This window comes from Arcicella aquatica, assembly GCF_034928825.1.
GTDB lineage: Bacteria > Bacteroidota > Bacteroidia > Cytophagales > Spirosomataceae > Arcicella > Arcicella aquatica.
The window spans coordinates 1-21,065 of sequence record NZ_JAYFUL010000018.1; the positions used below are offsets into that span (position 1 = coordinate 1).

A 21,065-nucleotide genomic window follows, 5' to 3' on the forward strand; every position below is an offset into this window, starting at 1 on the left:
AAAGTGGGTAAAAGTATATCAAACTTCTCAATACTTAGAGAGGTCAAAGATTTAAATTGCCGTGGGTTGTTGCGAGCTTTTTCGTAGGCTGTCATAGCTTTTTGTACAAAGTTCGCACGTACACACGACAATATAAATAATTAGTATTCAAAATGTCTATTGGTCTTTCACTTATAAAATACGAGCAACGAAAATACTTTGTATTCTTCTTAAACATTTATTGGTTTTAAAAAGCTTCAAATTTAATCCTCACAATCCCTTACTTTTGTATTCAAAAATATAGCACATGAATTTTGACACTTTATCAGCAACACGACAAAATCAATTAATAGCTTTCGACCGTATCCTTACTATTATGGACGAGCTCAGAGAGCAATGTCCTTGGGATAAAAAACAGACGATTGAATCTCTCAGACATCTAACGATTGAGGAAACTTATGAGCTTTCAGATGCCATTATTGAAGGCGATATGAAGGAAATTAAGAAGGAAATCGGAGATGTGATGTTGCATTTGGTGTTTTATTCAAAAATTGCTTCAGAAACGAATACTTTTGATATTGCAGATGTGTTGAATGGACTTTGTGAAAAACTAATTCATCGCCACCCACATATTTACGGGGATGTAAAGGTTGAAAACGAAGAACAGGTTAAGCAAAATTGGGAGGCTTTAAAGCTGAAAGAAGGGAATAAATCGGTGCTAGAAGGTGTCCCAAAATCATTGCCATCCTTGGTAAAAGCCATGAGGATTCAGGAAAAAGCAAGGGGTGCGGGCTTTGATTGGGAAGAAAAACATCAAGTGTGGGAAAAGGTAGAGGAGGAAATGGATGAATTCAAGAATGAATTTAATGTTATTGACAATCAAGCAATTAACATCGATAAAGCTGAAGCTGAATTTGGAGATTTACTTTTTTCTTTGGTAAATTACGCAAGGTTTATTAACATTAATGTAGAAACTGCTTTGGAGCGAACTAACAAAAAGTTTATCAAGCGTTTTCAACATTTAGAATTAAGAGCAAAACAACAAGGCAAAGCCTTACAAGATATGACCTTAGCTGAAATGGATGTGTATTGGGAAGAAGCCAAACGCCTATAATCAGCGAAGGACGAAGAGTCAAAATTTAATTTTGAGAGTGAAACAAACAAACCCGTCAGTCTTTGACCGACGGGTTTTTGATTGTTAACGTATATATACCTTTGTAAAACAATATGCTATCGCTATAAGTGTTTTTCATTTTTGGTCATCAACGTATATATACATTTACAATACTCCTTCAATTTTATATACCCACGCATAGTCTGAAGGGTTTGTCGCAGGCGAAAGTGCTGGGGGGATAATGGTTAATTTATCTCCTTTAATACTTGTTTTTATAGCTCCCTTAAAACCTAACATTTGTACTTTGCCTATTTTAATGCCTGCTACTACAATGGGACTATCTTGCCATTTCGTAGCAATTACATACAAATCTTTTCCTTTGGCTGTAAAATACACTTTTGTGTCTTTATCGACCTTCGGGCTATTCGCCCATTTTCTAGTACCATAAATAGCATCTCCGTTTACTTTCAGCCATTTACCAATGTCACGCAAACGTTGTTGCATAATTACGGGAATGGTACCGTCGGCAGCAGGGCCAATGTTTAATAACAAATTACCTCCACGTGCTACTTTATCTACCAAAATATGAATTAACTGTTCTGACGTAGAATAATCATCTAACATTTCATTTCTACTAAAGCCGAAAGATGAACCTATTCCTCTGCATTCCTCCCAAGGATGATTTATTTCCATACCTGTAGCGTTTTGGTCATGTACTAAATCATACTCTGTTGTATAAATCCCTCCGTGTTTGGCTCTTGTTTCTTTTCCCCAACGGTCGTTTACTACAATATCATTTTTGGCTGGCGATTCATTATATAGCCATGATAGAAATTCTGTACTTTTCCACGTTTCAGATGGATGATCCCACTCGCCATCTGTCCACAATACATCTGGTTTATAGCGAGTCACCAAATCTTTCATTTGCGGTATCATGTGGTCATCAACATATTTATTCACATTCGCTTTATAAAGCGGATTGAACCATTCGTACAATGAGTAATAATAACCCATGCGCAAACCTTTATTACGGACAGACTTCATCAAATCTCCTGCTAAATCACGATGAGGATTCAAATCAACTGAATTCCAATTCCATGATTCTTTACTTGGCCAAAGGGTATATCCTTCATGATGCTTCGACGTCAACACTACATATTTTGCTCCTGCATCTTCAAATACTTTTGCCCATTCGTTAGGGTCAAAAAGTTCGCATTTAAAATCCTTGGTAAAGTCTTGGTACTGAAAATCTTTACCATAAGTATTGTTATGAAACTTTGTGAAAGCCGCATAGCTTTTACGGTTTGGGTCAGATATTCCTTTCCAATACCATTCTGAATAACGGTCATAAATACCTACGCCATCTTTAGCAGTAGGTCCCCAAGCAGGTACTGAGAAAAGTCCCCAGTGAATAAAAATACCGAATTTAGCATCTTCAAACCAAGCAGGAACTGGTCTGGAATCGATGGATTCCCAATTGGCTTCATACTTTTTTTGGGCAAGTATGTTATTGGAAATCAGGGCGAATAAGCAAACGATTAATATTTTTTTCATAATTACGGTTGAGTAAGTTTTAGTTTTTACAATTGCTAAAGCCAAATGTTATTAAAAAATACCCTATTTCTTCAAAGCATAAATACGCACATAATCTACTTCCATGCGTTGCGGGAAAACACTTTCATCAACCCCTTTTACTCCTCCCCAATTTCCACCAACCGCTAGGTTGAGTAGTAGATGGAATTTTTTATCGAATGGATATTCTGCAAAACCTTTCCCAGTATTCTCAAAAGTAAAATATAGCTTAGCGTCTATGTACATTTCTATTTTATTGGGCGTCCAATCTAGCCTATACTCATGAAAAGCCTTATCGAAATCATCCACCATCATATTGGTTGTTACCTGTGTGCCAATTACATGGTTAAATGATTTTGTATGTATCGAGGCGTGTACTCTACCTGGGTCATAACCAACGTGTTCCATAATGTCTATTTCACCATTATCAGGCCAATACTTATCACTATAACTTTGCTCGGTTGCCAACATCCAAATAGCAGGCCAAGTACCCCTTCCTGCCGGTAGCTTGGCTTTGATTTCAAAACGACCATATAAAAAATCGCCCTTGCCTTTTGTTACTAATCGAGCAGAGGTATAACTATTGCCATTAAAGTTTTCTTTGATAGCTTCAATGACTAGCTTTCCATTTTCTACCCTAGCATTTTTAAGGTTTTCTTTGGTATAATATTCTAGTTCATTGTTGCCCCAACCGCTACCTCCTACGTCATAATTCCACTTTTTGCTATCGGGCAATCCATCTTTATCAAATTCATCTGCCCAAATTGGCGTACTTTCGAACTCGTAAACAATTGGGGCTGTTGGTGCGGGGGTGACAGGGGTGGGTACTTGTGCTACCGTGCTTTCTTTGGAACAAGCAGACACTATTATCAAAATACTGATAACAGAGTATAACGTTAATTTATTCATGAATTGAGTGTTTTTGATTTTATGAAGTTAATTTACTGATAAACTATCACATTACTATATGTGTTTGTTTTGTATGGCTATCTTTTGTAGGTGCTTTTTTGTAATTTTATAAATACTTTTTAAAGAGCATTACTCTTAAAAACTTCATCTAAAATCGTATTATCCTAAATAATATATGGACTTCAAACTTGTTTCAGAGTATAAACCTACTGGTGACCAACCCCAAGCTATTGCGAAATTGGTAGAAGGGGTTCAAAATGGCGAACAATCTCAAACATTGCTCGGTGTGACGGGCTCAGGTAAGACATTTACTGTGGCTAATATGATTACACAGTTGAATCGTCCTACCTTGATTTTGAGTCATAACAAAACGTTAGCCGCACAGCTTTATGGAGAATTCAAACAGTTTTTTCCAGAAAATGCGGTTGAATATTTTGTCTCTTACTACGACTATTACCAGCCCGAAGCCTTTATTGCTTCTACCAATACTTATATTGAAAAAGACCTTGCCATCAATGAGGAAATTGATAAACTTCGTTTGGCAACTACTTCTGCCTTGATGTCAGGTCGTAGAGATGTTATTGTTATCGCTTCGGTTTCTTGTATTTATGGTATGGGGAATCCAGAAGAGTATCGCAAAAGTATTCTTCGTTTTGGTGTGGGTGAAATCATCTCTCGTAATCAGTTTCTGTATCGCTTGGTAGAAATCCTGTACGCCCGCACTGAGGTAGAATTTACACGGGGTACTTTCAGGGTAAAAGGCGATACCGTTGATATTTGTTTGCCTTATGCTGATTTTGGCTATCGAATTATTTTCTTTGGTGATGAAATAGAGGCTATTCAACGCATCAATCCACAAACGGGCAAGAAGATTTCGGACGAAAAAATGATTGCTATTTTCCCTGCCAATCTTTTTGTGACTGGGAGGGATGTCTTGATGAATGCCATCAATTATATCCAAGATGACTTGGTATCACAAATCAAGTTTTTTGAAAGTGAAAGTCGAATGCAAGAAGCTGAACGCATTAAACAAAGAACAGAGTTTGATTTAGAAATGATGCGAGAATTAGGGTATTGCTCTGGTATCGAAAATTATTCTCGTTATTTCGACCAACGCAAACCTGGGCAAAGACCATTCTGTCTCTTAGATTTCTTTGCAGATGATTTCTTATTGGTCGTTGATGAAAGCCATGCTACCATGCCACAAATCAGGGCTATGTGGGGTGGTGACCGTTCTAGAAAAGAGGCTTTGGTAGATTATGGTTTCCGTTTGCCTTCGGCGATGGATAACCGTCCGCTTACTTTCCAAGAATTTGAGAATATCACGGGACAAACCATATTTGTATCGGCAACACCTGCCGACTATGAATTAAGGCGTTCGGAAGGGGTAGTGGTAGAACAAATTATTCGTCCGACAGGATTACTTGACCCAGAAATAGAAGTACGCCCAAGCTTGAACCAGATTGATGATTTACTAGAGGAAATTTATATCAGGATAGAGCGTGAACAAAGGGTTTTAGTAACGACACTGACCAAAAGAATGGCGGAGGAGTTATCTAAATATTTGGATAAAGTAGGCGTAAAATGTCGTTACATTCACTCTGAAATCAAAACTTTAGAGCGTGTTGAAATTCTTAGAGAATTGAGAATGGGTGTGTTTGATGTCTTAGTTGGGGTAAACCTGTTGCGTGAAGGGTTAGACTTACCAGAAGTATCTTTAGTAGCCATTATGGATGCTGATAAAGAGGGTTTCTTACGCGATATTCGCTCATTAATACAAACGATAGGTCGTGCGGCTAGAAATGACCAAGGCAAAGTATTAATGTATGCCGACCGTATTACAGGCTCAATGGAAAAAGCCATTGACGAAACCAATCGTAGAAGAACCATTCAGATGGAATACAATGCTGTACATGGCATTACACCAAAAACCATCTTGAAGTCGAAAGAGAAAATCATGGAGCAAACTTCTATTGCTGATGTAATGGGTAAATCTACCAAGAAAACCAATTATTATGAAGAATCTAAAGAAGTAGCCATGGCCGCCGACCCTGTAATGGCGTATATGAGCAAAGATGAATTACAAAAGCAGTTAAAGAAAGTAACATCAGATATGGAAAAAGCTGCCAAGGAACTAGATTTCGTTATCGCAGCCAAACTGCGTGATGAAATGCTGGGTTTGAAAAAGATGATTGCGGAGAAGTAGTCTGCTTTAAGCTTAGAATGATTAATTTGAGAAGAATAAAAGTTAATTGCAATAGGTTAAAGAAGTGTCTTTTCTTTAAAATTTAATCTAACACGATAATAAATGTCCCCTTACTATTAGGATGCGACTTAAGTCGCACCCTAATAGTAAATATTGTTTTTGATACCAAAAGGCATAATTTTTAAACATATTCCATCATCAACCAAAACTAAATCATGAAAAAATCCTTACCTCTTTTAATTATTTGTTTGTTGCTCTGTCGTTTGGGCTTTGCTCAGCAAGAAATCATTGATGAACTCAATCAGAAGTATAAACAATACACGGCTATTTCTGATAAAATCTGGCAATTAGCTGAACCTGGATATTTAGAGGATAAAACATCTGAATTATTAATCACAGAGTTAACCAATGCAGGCTTCCAAGTGAAAAGAGGCGTTGGAGAAATGAAAACAGCTTTTGTAGCTACTTATGGTTCGGGCTATCCTACTATTGGAATTTTGGCAGAAATGGATGCGCTCCCAGGTTTATCGCAGGAAGCTGTCCCTTTCAGAAAAGCAAAATATGTAAATGCTTATGGACATGGTTGTGGGCATAATCTTTTTGGCGTAGGTTCGGTTGCAGCGGCAATTGCCACCAAAAACTGGATGGAAAAAGCCAAAATCAAAGGCACGATTCGCCTAATAGGTACACCTGCCGAAGAAGGTGCTGGCGGAGGAAAAACTTATTTGGTAAAAGAAGGTGTATTTAAAGATATTGATGCTGTATTGCATTGGCATCCGGGTGATAATAATAATGCAAGTCCAAATTCGTCTTTGGCTTACAGGGTAGCCAATTTTAGTTTTTCTGGTTTAGCGGCACACGCTTCGGCTAGTCCCGAGAAAGGGCGTTCTGCACTGGATGCTGTAGAAGCCATGAACTATATGGTAAACATGATGCGTGAGCATATTTCACCAGAAACAAGGATTCATTATGTCATCAAAAACGGTGGACTTACGTCAAATATTGTCCCAGATTATGCCATGGTAGAATATACGGTTAGAAATCCATCAGCTCAAGGACTAGAAGAAGTATGGAAGAGGGTGATGAAAACTGCTGAAGCAGCCGCTTTGGGTACAGAAACCAAGATGACTTTTGAGGTATTAGCAGGCTTATACAATTTATTGCCTAATGATGTGTTAGCGAAAGAGATGCAAAAAAGTTTAGAAAAGGTAGGTGGCGTAAAATACACTCCTGAGGAAACAGACTTTGCTGAAAAGATACGTTTAACCGTTAATTCACAAAGCCTTGCACCACTAAAGGAGGCTCAAGAAGTTAGACCTTACACCTCGGGTTTATCTTTCCCTGCTTCAACAGATGTGGGCGATGTTAGTTGGGTAACGCCTACGGCGGGTTTATCAACCGCTACATGGGTAACAGGCATACCTGCACACAGTTGGCAGGCGGTAGCTTGCAATGGCATGAGTATTGGTCACAAAGGCATGATTAACGCCGCAGAGACAATAGCCCTTACAGCACAAAATCTATTCAAAGACACAAAGCTGATAGAAGAGTCAAAAGAAGAGTTATATAAAAGACGTGGCAGTAAAATATTTGAATATAAATCATTGGCAGGGGATAGGCAACCTCCGCTGGATTATAGAAAATAAGGAGAAATAGACAAATGATTATTAAATTTGTAAGCAATTTAACTGATAAACGTGAGGTTGATTGCTAAAATTTGAAAGTTTATTCTAAATAAAACCTTAGCTTTTGTTATAATATGTCAAAAAAGAACTTGCCTCAGGAGGTATATGGTAAAAAATACCTTGTCAAAAACGGCAGAAAATTGCCGATTTACAAATCTTTAATCAGTGTTAACGATGGATTAGTTTCTATTATCGTTGTCAGAAGATTACCTAATGGAAACTTTGTGGTAGGCAATTTTTTGATTGATAGATTTTGTTTAGGGTTAAAAAGTACCTCTTATAAAGTTGACTTATCCATGTCAGATTATACTGATTTTATTGATGAAATCAGTTTTAATTTAGGGCTATTACAAGAATGTACTTATGCAACGGCTCATAACTGGATTTATGGAGGCATTGCTTATGCTGAAGATTTGGGTTTCAAGCCAGACAGCGATTTTAATATCTCTAAATATATTTTAGAGGACGATACCGAAGACATTGAATTAATAGAATTTGAATTTGGGCGTAATGGCAAACCTTATTTTTTCCAAGGGCCTTATGATAATGCAAGAAGTGTGTTAGAAACCCTTCGTAAAAGTGTTGGAGAAGGCAATTTTGAATATGCTACAATGTATTAAAAAATCACTCCCTCACAATTCACTCAATCACCATTAAAAAAATATGTACAAAATTTACGGTATCGCCAACTGTGATACAATGAAAAAAGCCATGACTTGGCTAAAAGAAAATGATATTCCTTTCGAGTTTCATAATTATAAAAAAGATGGGCTTACTAAAGAGAAAGTGGAGGAATGGCTTATACAAAAACCTTGGGATGTATTAGTTAACCGTGCAGGGACTACTTGGAAAAAATTAAGTGACGAAGAAAAGGCAACCGATGCCCAAACAGCTACTGCATTAATGTTAGAGAAAACTTCAATCATTAAACGCCCTATTATAGAAGCCGACAATATTGTTGTTATGGGCTTTAATGCAGATACTTATCAAGAAATTTTCAAATAGAATGGCACTCCTCTCAGAAGAATCTCCTTTAAACGCGTTAATGAACAACTTTGTCCAAGCTGGAGAAGTCGTTTATATAGGCGTTCGCCCAGCCTCTCGTCAGCCTGTAATAGGAGTGGAACAAACGATGGCTCGTATCGGAACGGGTCTTGATGGCGACCGCTACAAAGGTAATGCGGATAGCAAAAGACAAGTAACGTTGATTCAAGCAGAACATTTGCAGGCGATAGCCTCTTTTTTAGGAAAATCCGAGATTGACCCTGCTTTAGTCCGCAGAAATATTGTTGTAAAAGGCATTAATCTATTGGCTTTAAAAGAAAAAAGATTCAAAATTGGAGAGGCTATTTTGGAAATGACTGGACTGTGTCATCCTTGCAGTAGGATGGAAAATATACTTGGCGAAGGCGGCTATAATGCCATGCTTGGGCACGGTGGTATTACTTGCAAAGTGATTGAAGAAGGCAATATTAAACTGGGTGATATCATAGTGGCATAGCTAAGGCTAAAAAGACAAAGTTCTTTTTATAGGAGGCTATCACGCTTTTTAGGAAATTACATTTTTCTTATAATATACAAAAGCCCTTATAGTAATGAGATATTACTATAAGGGCTTTATTATGCTCTAAAGTGCTAAAAAATCAACATTTTAAGCACATTGAACATCATTGAGACAGGGAATTATATATAATTTTTCAATTATCTACTAAATCGATAGGATATATTATTTCTATATATTAAATTTGAAACCAAATCATATAAAACCTCCCATTTATGAAAACAAAATGCCTCTTGACAAAGCAATTTTCGACAAATGTAAGCTCGAATATGCTCTTTAAAACAGCACAAAATATGCTTTTAGAAAGCTGTTGTTGTTGCTAAATCTATTAATAATTATACCACACAATCATCTGTTTTAGATGAAGATTCTTAAAGATTTTACAAGAAATATTATATAAAAAACAATTACAATGAAACATTTTTTCAAGCTAGCTTTATTAATTGGAGTAATTCTTATTCCCAAATTTTTATCCGCCCAAAACGCACCTACTATCAATGCTACTATATCAGGTAGAGTTGTTGATTCACGCACTAATGAAATTTTAATAGGTGCTACAGTATCAATTAAAGGAACTACTAATGGTGCAGCGACTGATGCAAATGGAGAGTTTGCACTTGTTACTGGTCAAAAACTTCCTTTTACTGTGGTTGTATCATTTGTGGGATATCAGAAAAAAGAAGTAATCGTAAGTGGAGATAAAATAGAAATCAGACTTGACGAAAACACCAATGAACTTACTGACGTTGTCGTGACTTCAAGACGTCGTCAAGAGTCTATTCAAGATATTCCTATTCCTATTTCAGTAATTAATGGTGCAAAAGCTGAAGATGCAGGAGCATTTAACCCTAACCGTTTGAAAGAATTGATTCCTTCGGTACAACTTTATTCATCAAATGGTAGAAATACAACGCTTAATATCCGTGGATTAGGTTCGTCATTCGGTCTTACAAACGATGGTATTGACCCGGGTGTTGGTTTCTATGTTGACGGTGTGTATTATGCAAGACCTGCTGCAACAGCGATTGACTTTGTTGATGTTGACCGTATTGAAGTATTACGTGGTCCACAAGGAACGCTATTTGGTAAAAACACTACTGCTGGAGCATTTAACATTACAACAAGAGCCCCAAGCTTTACCACAGGAGCAACTTTTGAAACCAGTTATGGAAATTATAATTACATTCAGACAAAAGCCTCTATTACAGGCCCTATCAGTAAGAAATTAGCAGCGAGAGTTTCATTCTCGGGTACGCAAAGAGATGGAACAATCTTCAATACTACAACTTTAAAACCTACAAATTCCCTAAATAACTTAGGTTTTAGAGCTCAGTTACTTTATACACCATCTGAAAATGTAAATATTACTTTTGCTGGGGATAACGCTCGTCAAAGACCAGATGGAAATGCAACGGTTGTGGCTGGTGTTGTTACTACTCAGCGTGCTGCTTATCGTCAATTCAATGCTATTATTGCTGATTTGAATTATAAATTGCCAACTACCAATCCATTCGATAGAATCACAGATGCTGATGCCCCTTTAAGAGTTAATAACGATTTCGGTGGTGCTTCGATTAACGTTGATGCTAAAATTGGAAAAGGAACTCTTACTTCAACCACAGCATGGCGTTACTGGATTTGGGACCCAACAAACGATAGAGACTTTATCGGTTTACCAGTATTAACAAAATCTCAAGGTAACTCAAGACATGACCAATGGACACAAGAGGTGCGTTATGCAGGACAGTTCTCTGAAAAATTAAGTGGAGTTGTAGGTGTATTCTTGATTGACCAAGTATTAACATCTGACCCAGTTCAAACTGAAGAATCAGGTTCGGCACAATGGAGATTTGCACAAAGTTCAACTTCTGCTTTATGGAAAACCCCAGGATTATTTGATGGTTTTGGTACAAAAACAACATCACGTCTTCACACGTTAGGTGCTGCTGTATTTGCTCAAGCTGACTGGTCTATTACAGATAAATTACACTTATTACCAGGTCTTCGTTTCAACTACGACAAAAAAGATGTTGATTACAAGCGTGAGGTTTACGGTGGCTTACAAACGACTGACCCTGCATTATTAGCCTTAAAAAATGGGCTTTATACCAATCAGGCTTTCAACTTTAGTGTAAATGAAAATAACGTTTCAGGACAAATAACGTTAGCTTATAAACCAACTAAGTCATTAAATGCATTTGCTACTTATGCCAATAGTTATAAGCCAGTTGGCGTTAACTTAGGAGGCTTACCAACAGCTAATGGTGTAACATTAATTGAATTGGCAAGAGTAAATCCAGAATATGTAACACACTATGAAGTAGGGATAAAAACAAGACCAACTCCTCAAACTTCTTTAAACGTTACTATTTACAACACAGACATCAAAGATTATCAAACACAAGTTCAAACGGCAGAAGTTGGTGTAAACAGAGGTTATTTAGCGAATGCTGAGAAAGTAAGAGTAAAAGGTGTGGAAGTTGACGGAAGTATTAGAGTAAGCGAACATTTATCTTTCACTGGTGCAGTTTCTTATACTGACGGAAAGTATGTTTCATTCAAAAATGCGCCAATACCATTGGAAGAAACAGGAGCAGCATCTGCTTTCAAAGATATTTCTGGTGGTGATTTACCAGGAATTTCAAAATGGGCTGGTTCATTAGGTGGTGAAATTACTGGAAATGGTAAATTCTTAGACTTAAAAGGTAAATATTTCCTTGCGCTTGATGCTTATTATCGTTCTTCATTCTCTTCAAGTGCCTCACCATCAAAATATTTGAATATCGATGGTTATACCTTATTGAATGCTCGCGTTGGCTTCCGTGCATCAAACGGTATCTCTGTAATCATTTGGTCTCGTAATTTAACAAATACAGACTATTTCGAACAATTATTACCTGCGGCTGGCAATGCTGGTCAATATGCGGCTGTGTTAGGTGACCCACGCACATACGGTGTAACACTTAGATACGCTTTTTAATACAACTGAATAATAAATACTTTAAGTAAAATAGACCTTCACCTTAGGAATACTTCCAAAAGGTGGAGGTCATTTTATTGTTATTAACATTCCCCCGATAGCCTGACTCACACCTTCAAAAATGCATTAAAATGGACAATGTTTTTAATCTCTAACATTCCAATGCCTTATAAACAGTAAATCCATAGCAGGTATTCAAACCGATGTTATCTTAATATTACATTATTATTTTACCATGTTATTGCTAAAATAAGACCTTTATAGCTAAAATTTTATCAATTCTATTCCCTTAATAAATACTAGAAGTAAAGAATTATTAAGTTATAGCTGTTAATATACTATCAATGTAAATGATATACTGCTCTTAATCAGTTGTATAAAAGCTTTAAAAATTACAACGCCACATTATTTTCTTTATTAAAATACGAATAGTGATTGCTGTTTTTGATAAAATTGAAAAGATAAACTTATAAAATTGAGTTTTTTTAGGATTTCCTTGATTAATATTGTGAATAATTATTTAGTAACAGTAGTAAAACCGCCAAAATAACTTTAATCTTATTTCTGAATATTTTGAAAATCTCATTTATTGGTTCTGGAAACGTAGCTTGGCATCTATCTCAAGCACTAGAAAACATTGGTCATAGTGTAGAGGAAGTATATAGTCGCAACCCCAAACATGCTGAAGCACTTACTAAATTGCTTTACAACGCGTCTGCCCATCATTCTCTTGATTTCAGGGATTCAGCGGCACAAATATTTTTTCTTTGTGTTTCAGACGATGCCATCTCTGAAGTAATCAAGCATTTAACCCTTCCACTAGACGCAATACTTATCCACACTTCTGGGAGCAAGTCGCTTCATGAAATGGATGAAATGCTTCGGGTATATAGCGATATTCCTATCAAAACAGGTGTATTTTACCCCGTTCAGACCTTTTCTAAAGTGTTCCACGTGAATTTTAGTACAATTCCCATCTGTATTGAGTCTGATAATGAGAGTGTGGAAAACTTGTTGATAACTCTTGGACAAGAGCTTTCGGACATTACTTATGCCGTTAATTCAGAAGAAAGAAAAGTACTCCATGTGGCGGCCGTATTTGCTTGTAATTTCACCAATCACTTATTAGGAGTGGCTCAGGAGTTGATGGAAGAGAACGACCTTGAGTTTGATTTATTGAAACCGCTCATTCACGAAACCGTTAGAAAGGCACTAGATTCTAAAAATATATTCAATGTTCAGACAGGCCCTGCCGTTAGGGATGATCAAAAAATAATTAATCAACATTTACTTTTCTTGAAACAATTGCCCGATTATCAACATATATATCGTGCTTTATCAGAAGGGATTTCTCATCAAAAACACAAATGACTTTAGACGCTTTTAAGCAAATCAATACTTTCGTATTTGACATTGATGGTGTAATGACCGACGGTTCGGTACACGTTTTAGAAACGGGAGAACATTATCGTACTTTTCATATCAGAGATGGCTATGCAATAGAACGCGCCGTGCAAGCTGGCTATCGCCTTTGTGTCATCACAGGCGGTAAACATGAAGGCGTACGCAAAAGATTACAGAACTTAAAAATTCATGATGTGTTTATGGGTTCTGGCGGTAGAAGTAAAATCCAGATTTACCAAGATTGGTTGACAACATCTGGTATTCCAGAAGAAAATATCTTGTATATGGGCGACGATTTGCCCGATTATGAAGTAATGATTCGCCCAGCAGTGCTTTCAACTTGTCCTGCTGACGCTTGTGATGAAATTCTAGCGATTGCTAAATATATTTCTTCACAAAAAGGTGGAAAAGGTGCTGTTAGAGATGTGATAGAACAAGTAATGCGTGCAAAAGGAGAATGGATGAAGTTTGAGCAATAAAGAATAGTAATGGTTAACCTTTGGGTATAAACCGTGGTTTGGAGCAAAAGTGATATAGTCCAAAATCCTTTAGTCCTCCAAACAAAAAGCGGTAACCACAAGGGTTACCGCTACAAATATTCTAATGTAAAAGTCAAATGAGTTTCCTAAAGTCATACAGTCCAAAGTCCTTTAGTCTTCCAAGGAAATAACCCCAAAAATTACTTTAAATGCTTTTGATAAGTCTCTAAATCTTTATCTCCACGACCAGAAAGGTTAATTACGACTACTTCGTCTGGCTTTGCACCCAATTTTGATAACACTGCCAAAGCATGAGCAGATTCCAACGCTGGAATAATTCCTTCTAATAATGAAAGCTCCATCGCAGCATCAATCGCTTCTTGGTCAGTTACATCAAAAAAAGTAGCTCTTTTACTTTCAAATAAATGCGCATGCATTGGTCCAATTCCTGGGTAATCTAATCCTGCTGAAATAGAATGAGGCTCAACTACCTGTCCATCTTCTGTTTGCATCAGAATACTTCTGCTACCATGTAATACTCCTGGCTTGCCTAAAAAGGTAGTAGCTGCCGACAGTCCAGAATTAACGCCATGTCCTGCTGCTTCTGCCGCAATCAATTTTGTTTCTTCGTCGTGCAAGAAATGATAAAAAGCACCCGCCGCATTAGAACCTCCGCCGACACAAGCAATTACATAGTCTGGATTGGTCTTACCTGTTTTCTCTTTCAACTGTACTTTTATCTCTTGTGAAATAACCGACTGAAAGCGTGCTACCATATCTGGGTAAGGATGTGGCCCCACTACCGACCCAATGATATAATGGGTATCTACAGGATTATTAATCCAGTGACGCATCGCTTCATTTGTTGCATCTTTTAACGTTTTTGAGCCACTTGTTGCTGGTACAACTTTAGCACCTAACATTTTCATACGTGCTACATTAGGTGCCTGACGTTGAATGTCTATTTCACCCATGTAAACAATACATTCTAAGCCCATTAAAGCACACACTGTAGCGGTGGCTACACCATGCTGACCAGCACCTGTTTCTGCTACAATTTTGTGTTTGCCCAAACGTTTTGCCATTAATATCTGACCAATCGTATTGTTAACTTTGTGTGCACCCGTATGGCAAAGGTCTTCTCTCTTTAAATAAACTGTCGTATTATATTTTTCAGAAAGACGTTTCGCTAAAAACAAAGGCGTTGGTCGCCCCACATAGTCTTTCAAAAGTGCTTCAAATTCTTGTTTAAACGAAGGCTCAGCCATAATGCTGAGGTAGGATACTCTTAATTCTTCAACATTAGGATATAGCATTTCAGGAATAAATGCTCCGCCAAATTGTCCGTAATATCCTTTATCATTTACATTAAATGTTTCTGGTACTATCATATCGATGTTAAGATTGCTTCTGTTGGTTTTAATATCTTGATTAATTCACTGATTTTTTCGATGTCTTTCAAGCCCGGCGCTAGTTCAAATTTACTGTTTACATCTAAAGAATGAATTTTTAAGCCTGTTAATTCCATGGCTTTAGAGGCATTGTCTAGGTCTATCCCTCCGGCTAAAAAAAATGGTTTGTCGTTATCATATCGGCGGAGCACCGCCCAATCGAACATAGTGCCGTTTCCTCCTTTTAAATCCCCTTTGGTATCAAACAAAAAATAATCACAATAAGGCTTATAATTCAAGAGTTTCCCAAAGTTGAATTGACTATCGATTGAAAAGGCTTTAATGATATTAACACCTTTGAATTTGAGGTTTCTACAAAAATCTGGCATTTCCTCGCCATGCAATTGAACATAGTCTAAGGCATACCTCTTTACTTTATCTAAAATATATGCTTGGGTTGCATTGACAAAAACACCTACTTTCTTTACAGTATGTGGAAATGATTTCAATAACTCTTCATCTAGTTCCTCTCCGACAAAGCGGCTTGATTTTTCGAAAAAAATAAATCCCATATAGTCGGGACCAAGTTCAAGTAACTCTTTGATATTTTCAGCGTTACGCATTCCACAAACTTTTAGTCTCATCTTATCAAGTGGTCAAATACATTTTATTCATTTTGCTTAATTACTTAACAAAGTTAGTGAAAATCAGCGATTTTTATTACTCAACAATATAGAGAATCACAAGGTATTGCCCTGTTTTTCTCATAAAATTGGAATTATAATATTAACCTGATGTATATCTTGAAGGTTTAGGCTTTCTTCAAAAAAAAACTTTTTCCTAATTTATCCTTTCATAAGATGCTCGTTATTGGAGGCACAAACTAACGTTATTCATAAAAAACTGAAATCAATTCTGCTACACAAGCAGGCTTTTCTTGCCCTTCTATCTCAAAAATACAGTTCATCGTTACTTTCAATCCTTTTGGCTGTACTTCTTCTGCTTCCAATACACTCGCTTTCATGCTCACTTTGCTTCCCGCTGGCACAGCCGTAGTGAACCTTATTTTATTGGCACCATAATTCAATCCCATTTTCACCGATTCAACCTTGAAAAGCTCGGCCATAAATTTGGGCGCTAATGATAATGTTAAGAACCCATGCGCTACAGTTTGTTGAAAAGGAGAATATTTCTTAGCCATCGCTTCGTCCACATGAATCCACTGAAAATCGTGGGTAGCTTTGGCAAAATCATTAATCATTGCCTGTGTAACAGTTGTGAAAGAGGTTGTACCGATTGTTGTACCAATACTATCTTTTAATGCGAGAAGGTCTTTAAAAATTACCATTGTGAATAATTGGGTTGAAAATGATTGTCACAATTTACGGTTTTTGAACGAACAATAAAAAAAGCCTCCATTCCCGTAGGTTGGAGGCTTCGTATCGCTAGAGGTTAAAAATTCAGTTAGTATTTCAGGCTGTCAGCAATTTTAAAAGGATTGTTGCTGATTTGTTGATTCAAAATAACAACAAAATTCTGAGGCATTATCTCAATGAAATGTTAATACTTGTTAATGAAATGTTAAAGTTATTACTGTAAAAGAACAAAGCCTCAGCAATACGATTTACTGAGGCTTTATTAGCATATTGCTAGGATATTTTAGTCTTTATTATTGCTATTTTTCTTATCAAGACTCATTTGATAGAAGTAGGAAGCTAATAAACCCAACCCTCCAAAAACGAAAATCATTGAAAAATGAGCGGTGTCGTCATCAATGTTTACAAGGCTTTCTAAAAGGCTTCCCATTAATAAACCTATTCCAAAACCAATTAACACAAATCCCCAACGCAAAGAATGACTTGGGTTTACGTTAAAGCTTTTAGAGCTTCTTTCAGGTGGAGCAATTCCTTTGGCTATCATCGCCATTTTTTCGTCGTTATCATACTTACGCAAGAACACAATCATTGTAAAAGTACCTATGATTGCTACAATTGGCACCATAATGCCAACGATGGGTACTAGGCTATCTAAATTTTCCATTGTATAAAAAAGTTTTTTGTTTTTCGTGAATTTTTAAATTTTGCCGATATGATGTGATAAAATAGATTTAGGTTACAGGTATTTTAAAAAATAAAAAAAAGTTATCTTAGTGTAACCTTTTTAGCGAATGTAGCATCCTATTCATGTGAAAATCAAAGAAACAGATAATTCAATCATTCAGCGCATTTTGTCAGGTGACAAGTCGGGCTATAGAGAGCTCGCCAATCGTCATAAAGACTATGCCTTTACGGTTGCCTACAAAATTGTAGGTACACGTGAGGATGCGGAAGAGGTTGCTCAAGATGCTTTCATTCAAGCTTTTCATGCGTTACCTAGTTTTAATCAGGAAGCGAAGTTCACTACTTGGTTTTACAGAATTGTATTTAACGCAGCGTTGATGTTTAAGCGAAAGAAAAACATTATAGCAGAAGATATTACTTTATCTGAAGCTGCCCAAGAAGCTACCGCTGATACGAGCAATGATTTAAAGACTAATGAGCAGAAAAAGTACATTCAGCAGGCCTTGAACAAGCTTTCGCCCGATGATGTTACGATGATAACGCTCTTTTATTTGAAGGAACAATCTTTGGAAGAAATAGCCCAAATCGTCGGAATTTCAGCAGAAACAGTAAAAGTAAAACTTTGTAGGGCTCGCAAGCGACTAGGAGAAGAAATGAAAAGGATTTTAGGAAATGAAGTAAGAACATTAATCTAAGTTTGGAAGATTTTCAAACGAACAATAATATGAAAGAGGAAGAGATTTTTGACATTCTCGATGGCTTGGCTTCTGAGGAAACAATTATTCGCCATCAAGCTTTGCTGATAAACGACGAGGCATATCGCTCGCTTTTTCAGGAATATGCCGATACCCACGCTTTGTTAGAAGCAATGCCTATTGAAAAAACTGCCGTTAATTTTACGGATAAGTTGATTGACCAATGGGAATTATCGCAAGTACAAGTATTGGAAAGAAAGCCAAGTAGACTACCTTTTTACTTTTTAATTGGTGCAGGTGTTATCTTGATAGCATCTTTACTTGTTTTGTTCTCTGTGAGTAACTTATCAACAGTGCAAGTGGATTTGAATCCTACGTTGTCAATATTGAGAAATAAACTCTTCATTAATAGCTTATTGACTATCAACTCGATATTAATTTTAAAGTTTCTTGATAAGAAATTCTTGAAGCCCTATTTTGAGAAGAAATATCATGTTAGTTTGTAGGTTAGAGTATTAAAAAACCCTTTCTATTAGCAGGTGAATTAATTCACCTGCTAATAGAAAAAATAGAAATTAACACTCTTAATTATCACTAGAGAGGGACTTAAGTCCCTCTCTAGTGATAATTAAGAGTGTTTTAATATAGCTTATACCAATAATTTATCCGCTTTCACAGCCTCAAATTCACTCTTTTCGCTTTCGCACATTGGACAACAATAATTATCTGGTAAGTCTGCAAATTTTATTCCTGCCACAATACCATTTACGGAATCTCCAAAACGACTATCATATATCGTAAAACAGGTTTTACATTGAAATATCTCTACTTCTGCTTCTCTATTTACTGTTGTCTTTTTCACAACAGGAGTATCTATTTTATGGACTGCATAAAAACGCTTCGATAAGCGTTGTAACATTTCAGGAACGTGGGCTTTGTTTACTCCCTTTTCAAACAATGTTAAGGCACGCGTATTAGGATTAAAATCTACGGTATGATAAATATCAAATACGCTAGAAAGTCCTGCAAAAATCTTTCGCTTTTTGATGACTACCGACCCAAACACTTCTGATTTGGAGCGTGTTTGAATGGCGAAACTCAGCCCAAAAGTACGTACATCTTCATCATCAAATTCACGAATGATGGCTTTTTTCAAGGCTAGTCCTTCGGGTGACAAATCTTCTACTTGCCAGTTTAGCTCATTCGCTGCATGCCGAACGTTGATACCATATTTGCCCAGTAATTTATCCCAAAGGTTACGGTGTTTGTTCTCAATGGCTTTGATGATTAATGATTTCCAAGGCGTTGTACAAATCTGCCCAACTTTTGTTTCAAGACATAAGTCACAAATTTCTATGAGAAAATCAAGTGGAAAGGTTTCGTTTCTACGATAAATGCCCAACCATGTTTTTTCACCGTAGCGATTGAAGCCCTCATAATAGGGTAGAGAGAATTTGGGCAATATCAGTTCTTCACGAATGACTTGCGAAATGATTTCTCCCTTCGCAATTACTTTTTCATACACTTCGTTTTCGTCCATTTCGCCTGCTTCTACGATTACTTCTTCTATTCGCTGACAAACTTTGGGGATTTCTAAGGTATAAATCAATATCGGAAAACAAAAAACTTTGTTCGATTGCTTAAAACGCACATATAAATACCAGAAATTTTGAATAGGAGAGGCGATGAAATTTAAATTACCTGTAAAGAAGGGCGTGAACGACTGCTGAGAATCAGAAATATTGATTTTTAGCTGTGGTTCGTAATCAAATCCGTCAAAAATATCTTTATAAATTCCTTCTGATATCCACTGACCCGTTGGGAATACTTCTTCTGCACAATACGAAGAAATAATATTAGGTTTTTTATCTGAATCCTCCTCAAATGCAATATTAGTTTCGTCCAATTTTTTCTTAAATTCTACTATACCACTTCCACGAACGATTTCAGACTTGACATACATCAGTAATTGTTGTCTTGCTCCGAAGCTCACTTCCCTAACTCCAGCAGTTTTAGCTGCTAAAAGAATACTTTGTAAAGTGCCTGGCGATACTATTCCGCCAGTTAGATTTATTTTAAGTAATGAGTAATCTTTCATGATTGATATTTTTTAAAAAATAAATCAAATATATAAATATTTAGCACAACCCCATAGTCATTTATACTTAATATACTGAAAATCAAAGCTATATTATAAGTAAAAACTTCGTATAACTATTTTGATATTTTATATAAATACATTTTCCAAAATTGTATTATTCCCACAAATATGATTTTTTTTAGAGGAACTTTCTTGAAAAAGTGAAAAAACTTGTTATTGTATGATTGAGTTATCGAATTCCTTTTATAAGTTTACATCGTCAAACGAATGACACGAATAAAATTCTAAGAGCTAAGTTGAAAATTAAATTCAATTTCATTTTTCTAACAAAAGCATCTTTTATTGAGTGACGTCCAGATAGAAAATACTTTTCGATACTGAAAATAAATCTTAGAAAAATACAAATTATCCTTTTAATAACTTTCATCATTAATAACAATTAAATAATAAAGTCATGAACAAGAACACAGTTAAAGCATTTATCGTAGCAGTTACTATGGTTTGCTTATCAAACGTAAATACATTCGCTTCAAATCTTGATGAATCTGCTAGCCTAGTAAAAAGCAAAATCGCTCAAGTAAATAACTCATTAAGCTTCAACGTTTGGGTAGATAACGTAGCTAGCAAAAAAGTAGTAGTAGTAGTTACTGATGCTGACAAAAACGAAATTCACCGTGAATATGTTGATACTAAAGGTGGTAAATTCGCTAAAACTTTTGATTTCTCTAGCTTAGCTGACGGAAAATATACTATCGAAGTAATTAGCCAAAATGTTAACGTTGTTGAATCAAAAACTTTTGAGATCAAAACAAACCTTATCACAAACCGTGACGTAGTTGTAGCTATCCGTTAATCTTAAAACATTAACGACTATGGCAAAACAGCATTTTAACCTCTGTACAATGAATTTAGGGAAGTATGTCTAGCGA

19 protein-coding genes are annotated in these 21,065 nt (G+C 36.3%); 12 read left to right on the forward strand and 7 right to left on the reverse strand.

Annotation, left to right across the window (positions count from 1 at the left end):
- Positions 1 to 286 precede the first annotated feature (286 nt).
- On the forward strand, positions 287 to 1,093 hold the full coding sequence (mazG, locus tag VB264_RS12115; protein ID WP_323249702.1) for a nucleoside triphosphate pyrophosphohydrolase: 807 nt from the start codon (positions 287 to 289) through the stop codon (positions 1,091 to 1,093).
- A gap of 165 nt (positions 1,094 to 1,258) precedes the next feature.
- On the opposite strand, the gene VB264_RS12120 is transcribed toward mazG, so the two are convergent.
- A complete protein-coding gene (locus tag VB264_RS12120; RefSeq protein WP_323249703.1) occupies positions 1,259 to 2,647 on the reverse strand; it encodes an alpha-L-fucosidase in 1,389 nt (462 codons plus the stop codon).
- A gap of 63 nt (positions 2,648 to 2,710) precedes the next feature.
- Complete coding sequence (locus tag VB264_RS12125; protein ID WP_323249705.1) at positions 2,711 to 3,574, reverse strand: glycoside hydrolase family 16 protein; 864 nt, start codon at positions 3,572 to 3,574, stop codon at positions 2,711 to 2,713.
- 175 nt (positions 3,575 to 3,749) lie between these two features.
- Between VB264_RS12125 and uvrB the strand changes: the two genes are divergently transcribed.
- The 8 genes from uvrB (at position 3,750) to VB264_RS12165 (ending at position 13,889) form a co-directional block, all read left to right on the forward strand.
- Positions 3,750 to 5,780 (forward strand): excinuclease ABC subunit UvrB, encoded by a 2,031-nt coding sequence (gene uvrB / locus VB264_RS12130; RefSeq protein WP_323249707.1) that lies wholly within the window; start codon positions 3,750 to 3,752, stop codon positions 5,778 to 5,780.
- Positions 5,781 to 5,995: 215 nt separating this feature from the next.
- Positions 5,996 to 7,426: an amidohydrolase gene (locus VB264_RS12135; RefSeq protein WP_323249708.1), complete on the forward strand. Its 1,431-nt coding sequence runs from the start codon at positions 5,996 to 5,998 to the stop codon at positions 7,424 to 7,426.
- Between the two features lie 113 nt (positions 7,427 to 7,539).
- Complete coding sequence (locus VB264_RS12140; RefSeq protein WP_323249710.1) at positions 7,540 to 8,085, forward strand: hypothetical protein; 546 nt, start codon at positions 7,540 to 7,542, stop codon at positions 8,083 to 8,085.
- Positions 8,086 to 8,128: 43 nt separating this feature from the next.
- The gene (locus tag VB264_RS12145; protein WP_323249711.1) at positions 8,129 to 8,470 is read left to right on the forward strand and encodes an ArsC family reductase; all 342 of its coding nucleotides are present in this window, start codon (positions 8,129 to 8,131) and stop codon (positions 8,468 to 8,470) included.
- Position 8,471: 1 nt separating this feature from the next.
- Positions 8,472 to 8,966 (forward strand): MOSC domain-containing protein, encoded by a 495-nt coding sequence (locus VB264_RS12150; RefSeq protein ID WP_323249713.1) that lies wholly within the window; start codon positions 8,472 to 8,474, stop codon positions 8,964 to 8,966.
- A gap of 472 nt (positions 8,967 to 9,438) precedes the next feature.
- Entirely contained in the window at positions 9,439 to 12,006 is a 2,568-nt protein-coding gene (locus tag VB264_RS12155; protein ID WP_323249715.1) for a TonB-dependent receptor, read from the forward strand.
- Positions 12,007 to 12,579: 573 nt separating this feature from the next.
- The gene (locus VB264_RS12160; protein WP_323249717.1) at positions 12,580 to 13,377 is read left to right on the forward strand and encodes a Rossmann-like and DUF2520 domain-containing protein; all 798 of its coding nucleotides are present in this window, start codon (positions 12,580 to 12,582) and stop codon (positions 13,375 to 13,377) included.
- Positions 13,374 to 13,889 (forward strand): KdsC family phosphatase, encoded by a 516-nt coding sequence (locus VB264_RS12165; RefSeq protein WP_323249719.1) that lies wholly within the window; start codon positions 13,374 to 13,376, stop codon positions 13,887 to 13,889. Before VB264_RS12160 ends, VB264_RS12165 begins: the two co-directional genes overlap by 4 nt.
- 200 nt (positions 13,890 to 14,089) lie before the next feature.
- Here VB264_RS12165 and trpB read toward each other — a convergent pair whose 3' ends face one another.
- The 4 genes from trpB to VB264_RS12185 form a co-directional block, all read right to left on the reverse strand.
- Positions 14,090 to 15,280 carry a tryptophan synthase subunit beta gene (gene trpB / locus VB264_RS12170; RefSeq protein ID WP_323249721.1) on the reverse strand — a complete coding sequence of 397 codons (1,191 nt, stop codon included), beginning with the start codon at positions 15,278 to 15,280 and terminating at the stop codon, positions 14,090 to 14,092.
- Positions 15,277 to 15,924, reverse strand: a complete 648-nt coding sequence (locus VB264_RS12175) for a phosphoribosylanthranilate isomerase (RefSeq protein WP_323249723.1) — start codon at positions 15,922 to 15,924, stop codon at positions 15,277 to 15,279. Before VB264_RS12175 ends, trpB begins: the two co-directional genes overlap by 4 nt.
- Positions 15,925 to 16,169: 245 nt before the next feature.
- Complete coding sequence (locus VB264_RS12180) at positions 16,170 to 16,628, reverse strand: MaoC family dehydratase (RefSeq protein ID WP_323249725.1); 459 nt, start codon at positions 16,626 to 16,628, stop codon at positions 16,170 to 16,172.
- Between the two features lie 311 nt (positions 16,629 to 16,939).
- Positions 16,940 to 17,320: a DUF6249 domain-containing protein gene (locus VB264_RS12185; RefSeq protein ID WP_323249727.1), complete on the reverse strand. Its 381-nt coding sequence runs from the start codon at positions 17,318 to 17,320 to the stop codon at positions 16,940 to 16,942.
- A 145-nt stretch (positions 17,321 to 17,465) separates the two neighbouring features.
- Between VB264_RS12185 and VB264_RS12190 the strand changes: the two genes are divergently transcribed.
- Positions 17,466 to 18,035 (forward strand): RNA polymerase sigma factor, encoded by a 570-nt coding sequence (locus tag VB264_RS12190; protein ID WP_323249729.1) that lies wholly within the window; start codon positions 17,466 to 17,468, stop codon positions 18,033 to 18,035.
- 29 nt (positions 18,036 to 18,064) lie between these two features.
- A complete protein-coding gene (locus VB264_RS12195; protein ID WP_323249730.1) occupies positions 18,065 to 18,541 on the forward strand; it encodes a hypothetical protein in 477 nt (158 codons plus the stop codon).
- Between the two features lie 143 nt (positions 18,542 to 18,684).
- Here the strand turns inward: VB264_RS12195 and VB264_RS12200 are convergent, their stop codons facing one another.
- The gene (locus VB264_RS12200; RefSeq protein WP_323249732.1) at positions 18,685 to 20,133 is read right to left on the reverse strand and encodes a rubredoxin; all 1,449 of its coding nucleotides are present in this window, start codon (positions 20,131 to 20,133) and stop codon (positions 18,685 to 18,687) included.
- A gap of 457 nt (positions 20,134 to 20,590) precedes the next feature.
- Here VB264_RS12200 and VB264_RS12205 point away from each other — a divergent pair, with 457 nt between their 5' ends.
- Positions 20,591 to 20,989 (forward strand): hypothetical protein, encoded by a 399-nt coding sequence (locus tag VB264_RS12205; RefSeq protein WP_309923703.1) that lies wholly within the window; start codon positions 20,591 to 20,593, stop codon positions 20,987 to 20,989.
- Positions 20,990 to 21,065 lie beyond the last annotated feature (76 nt).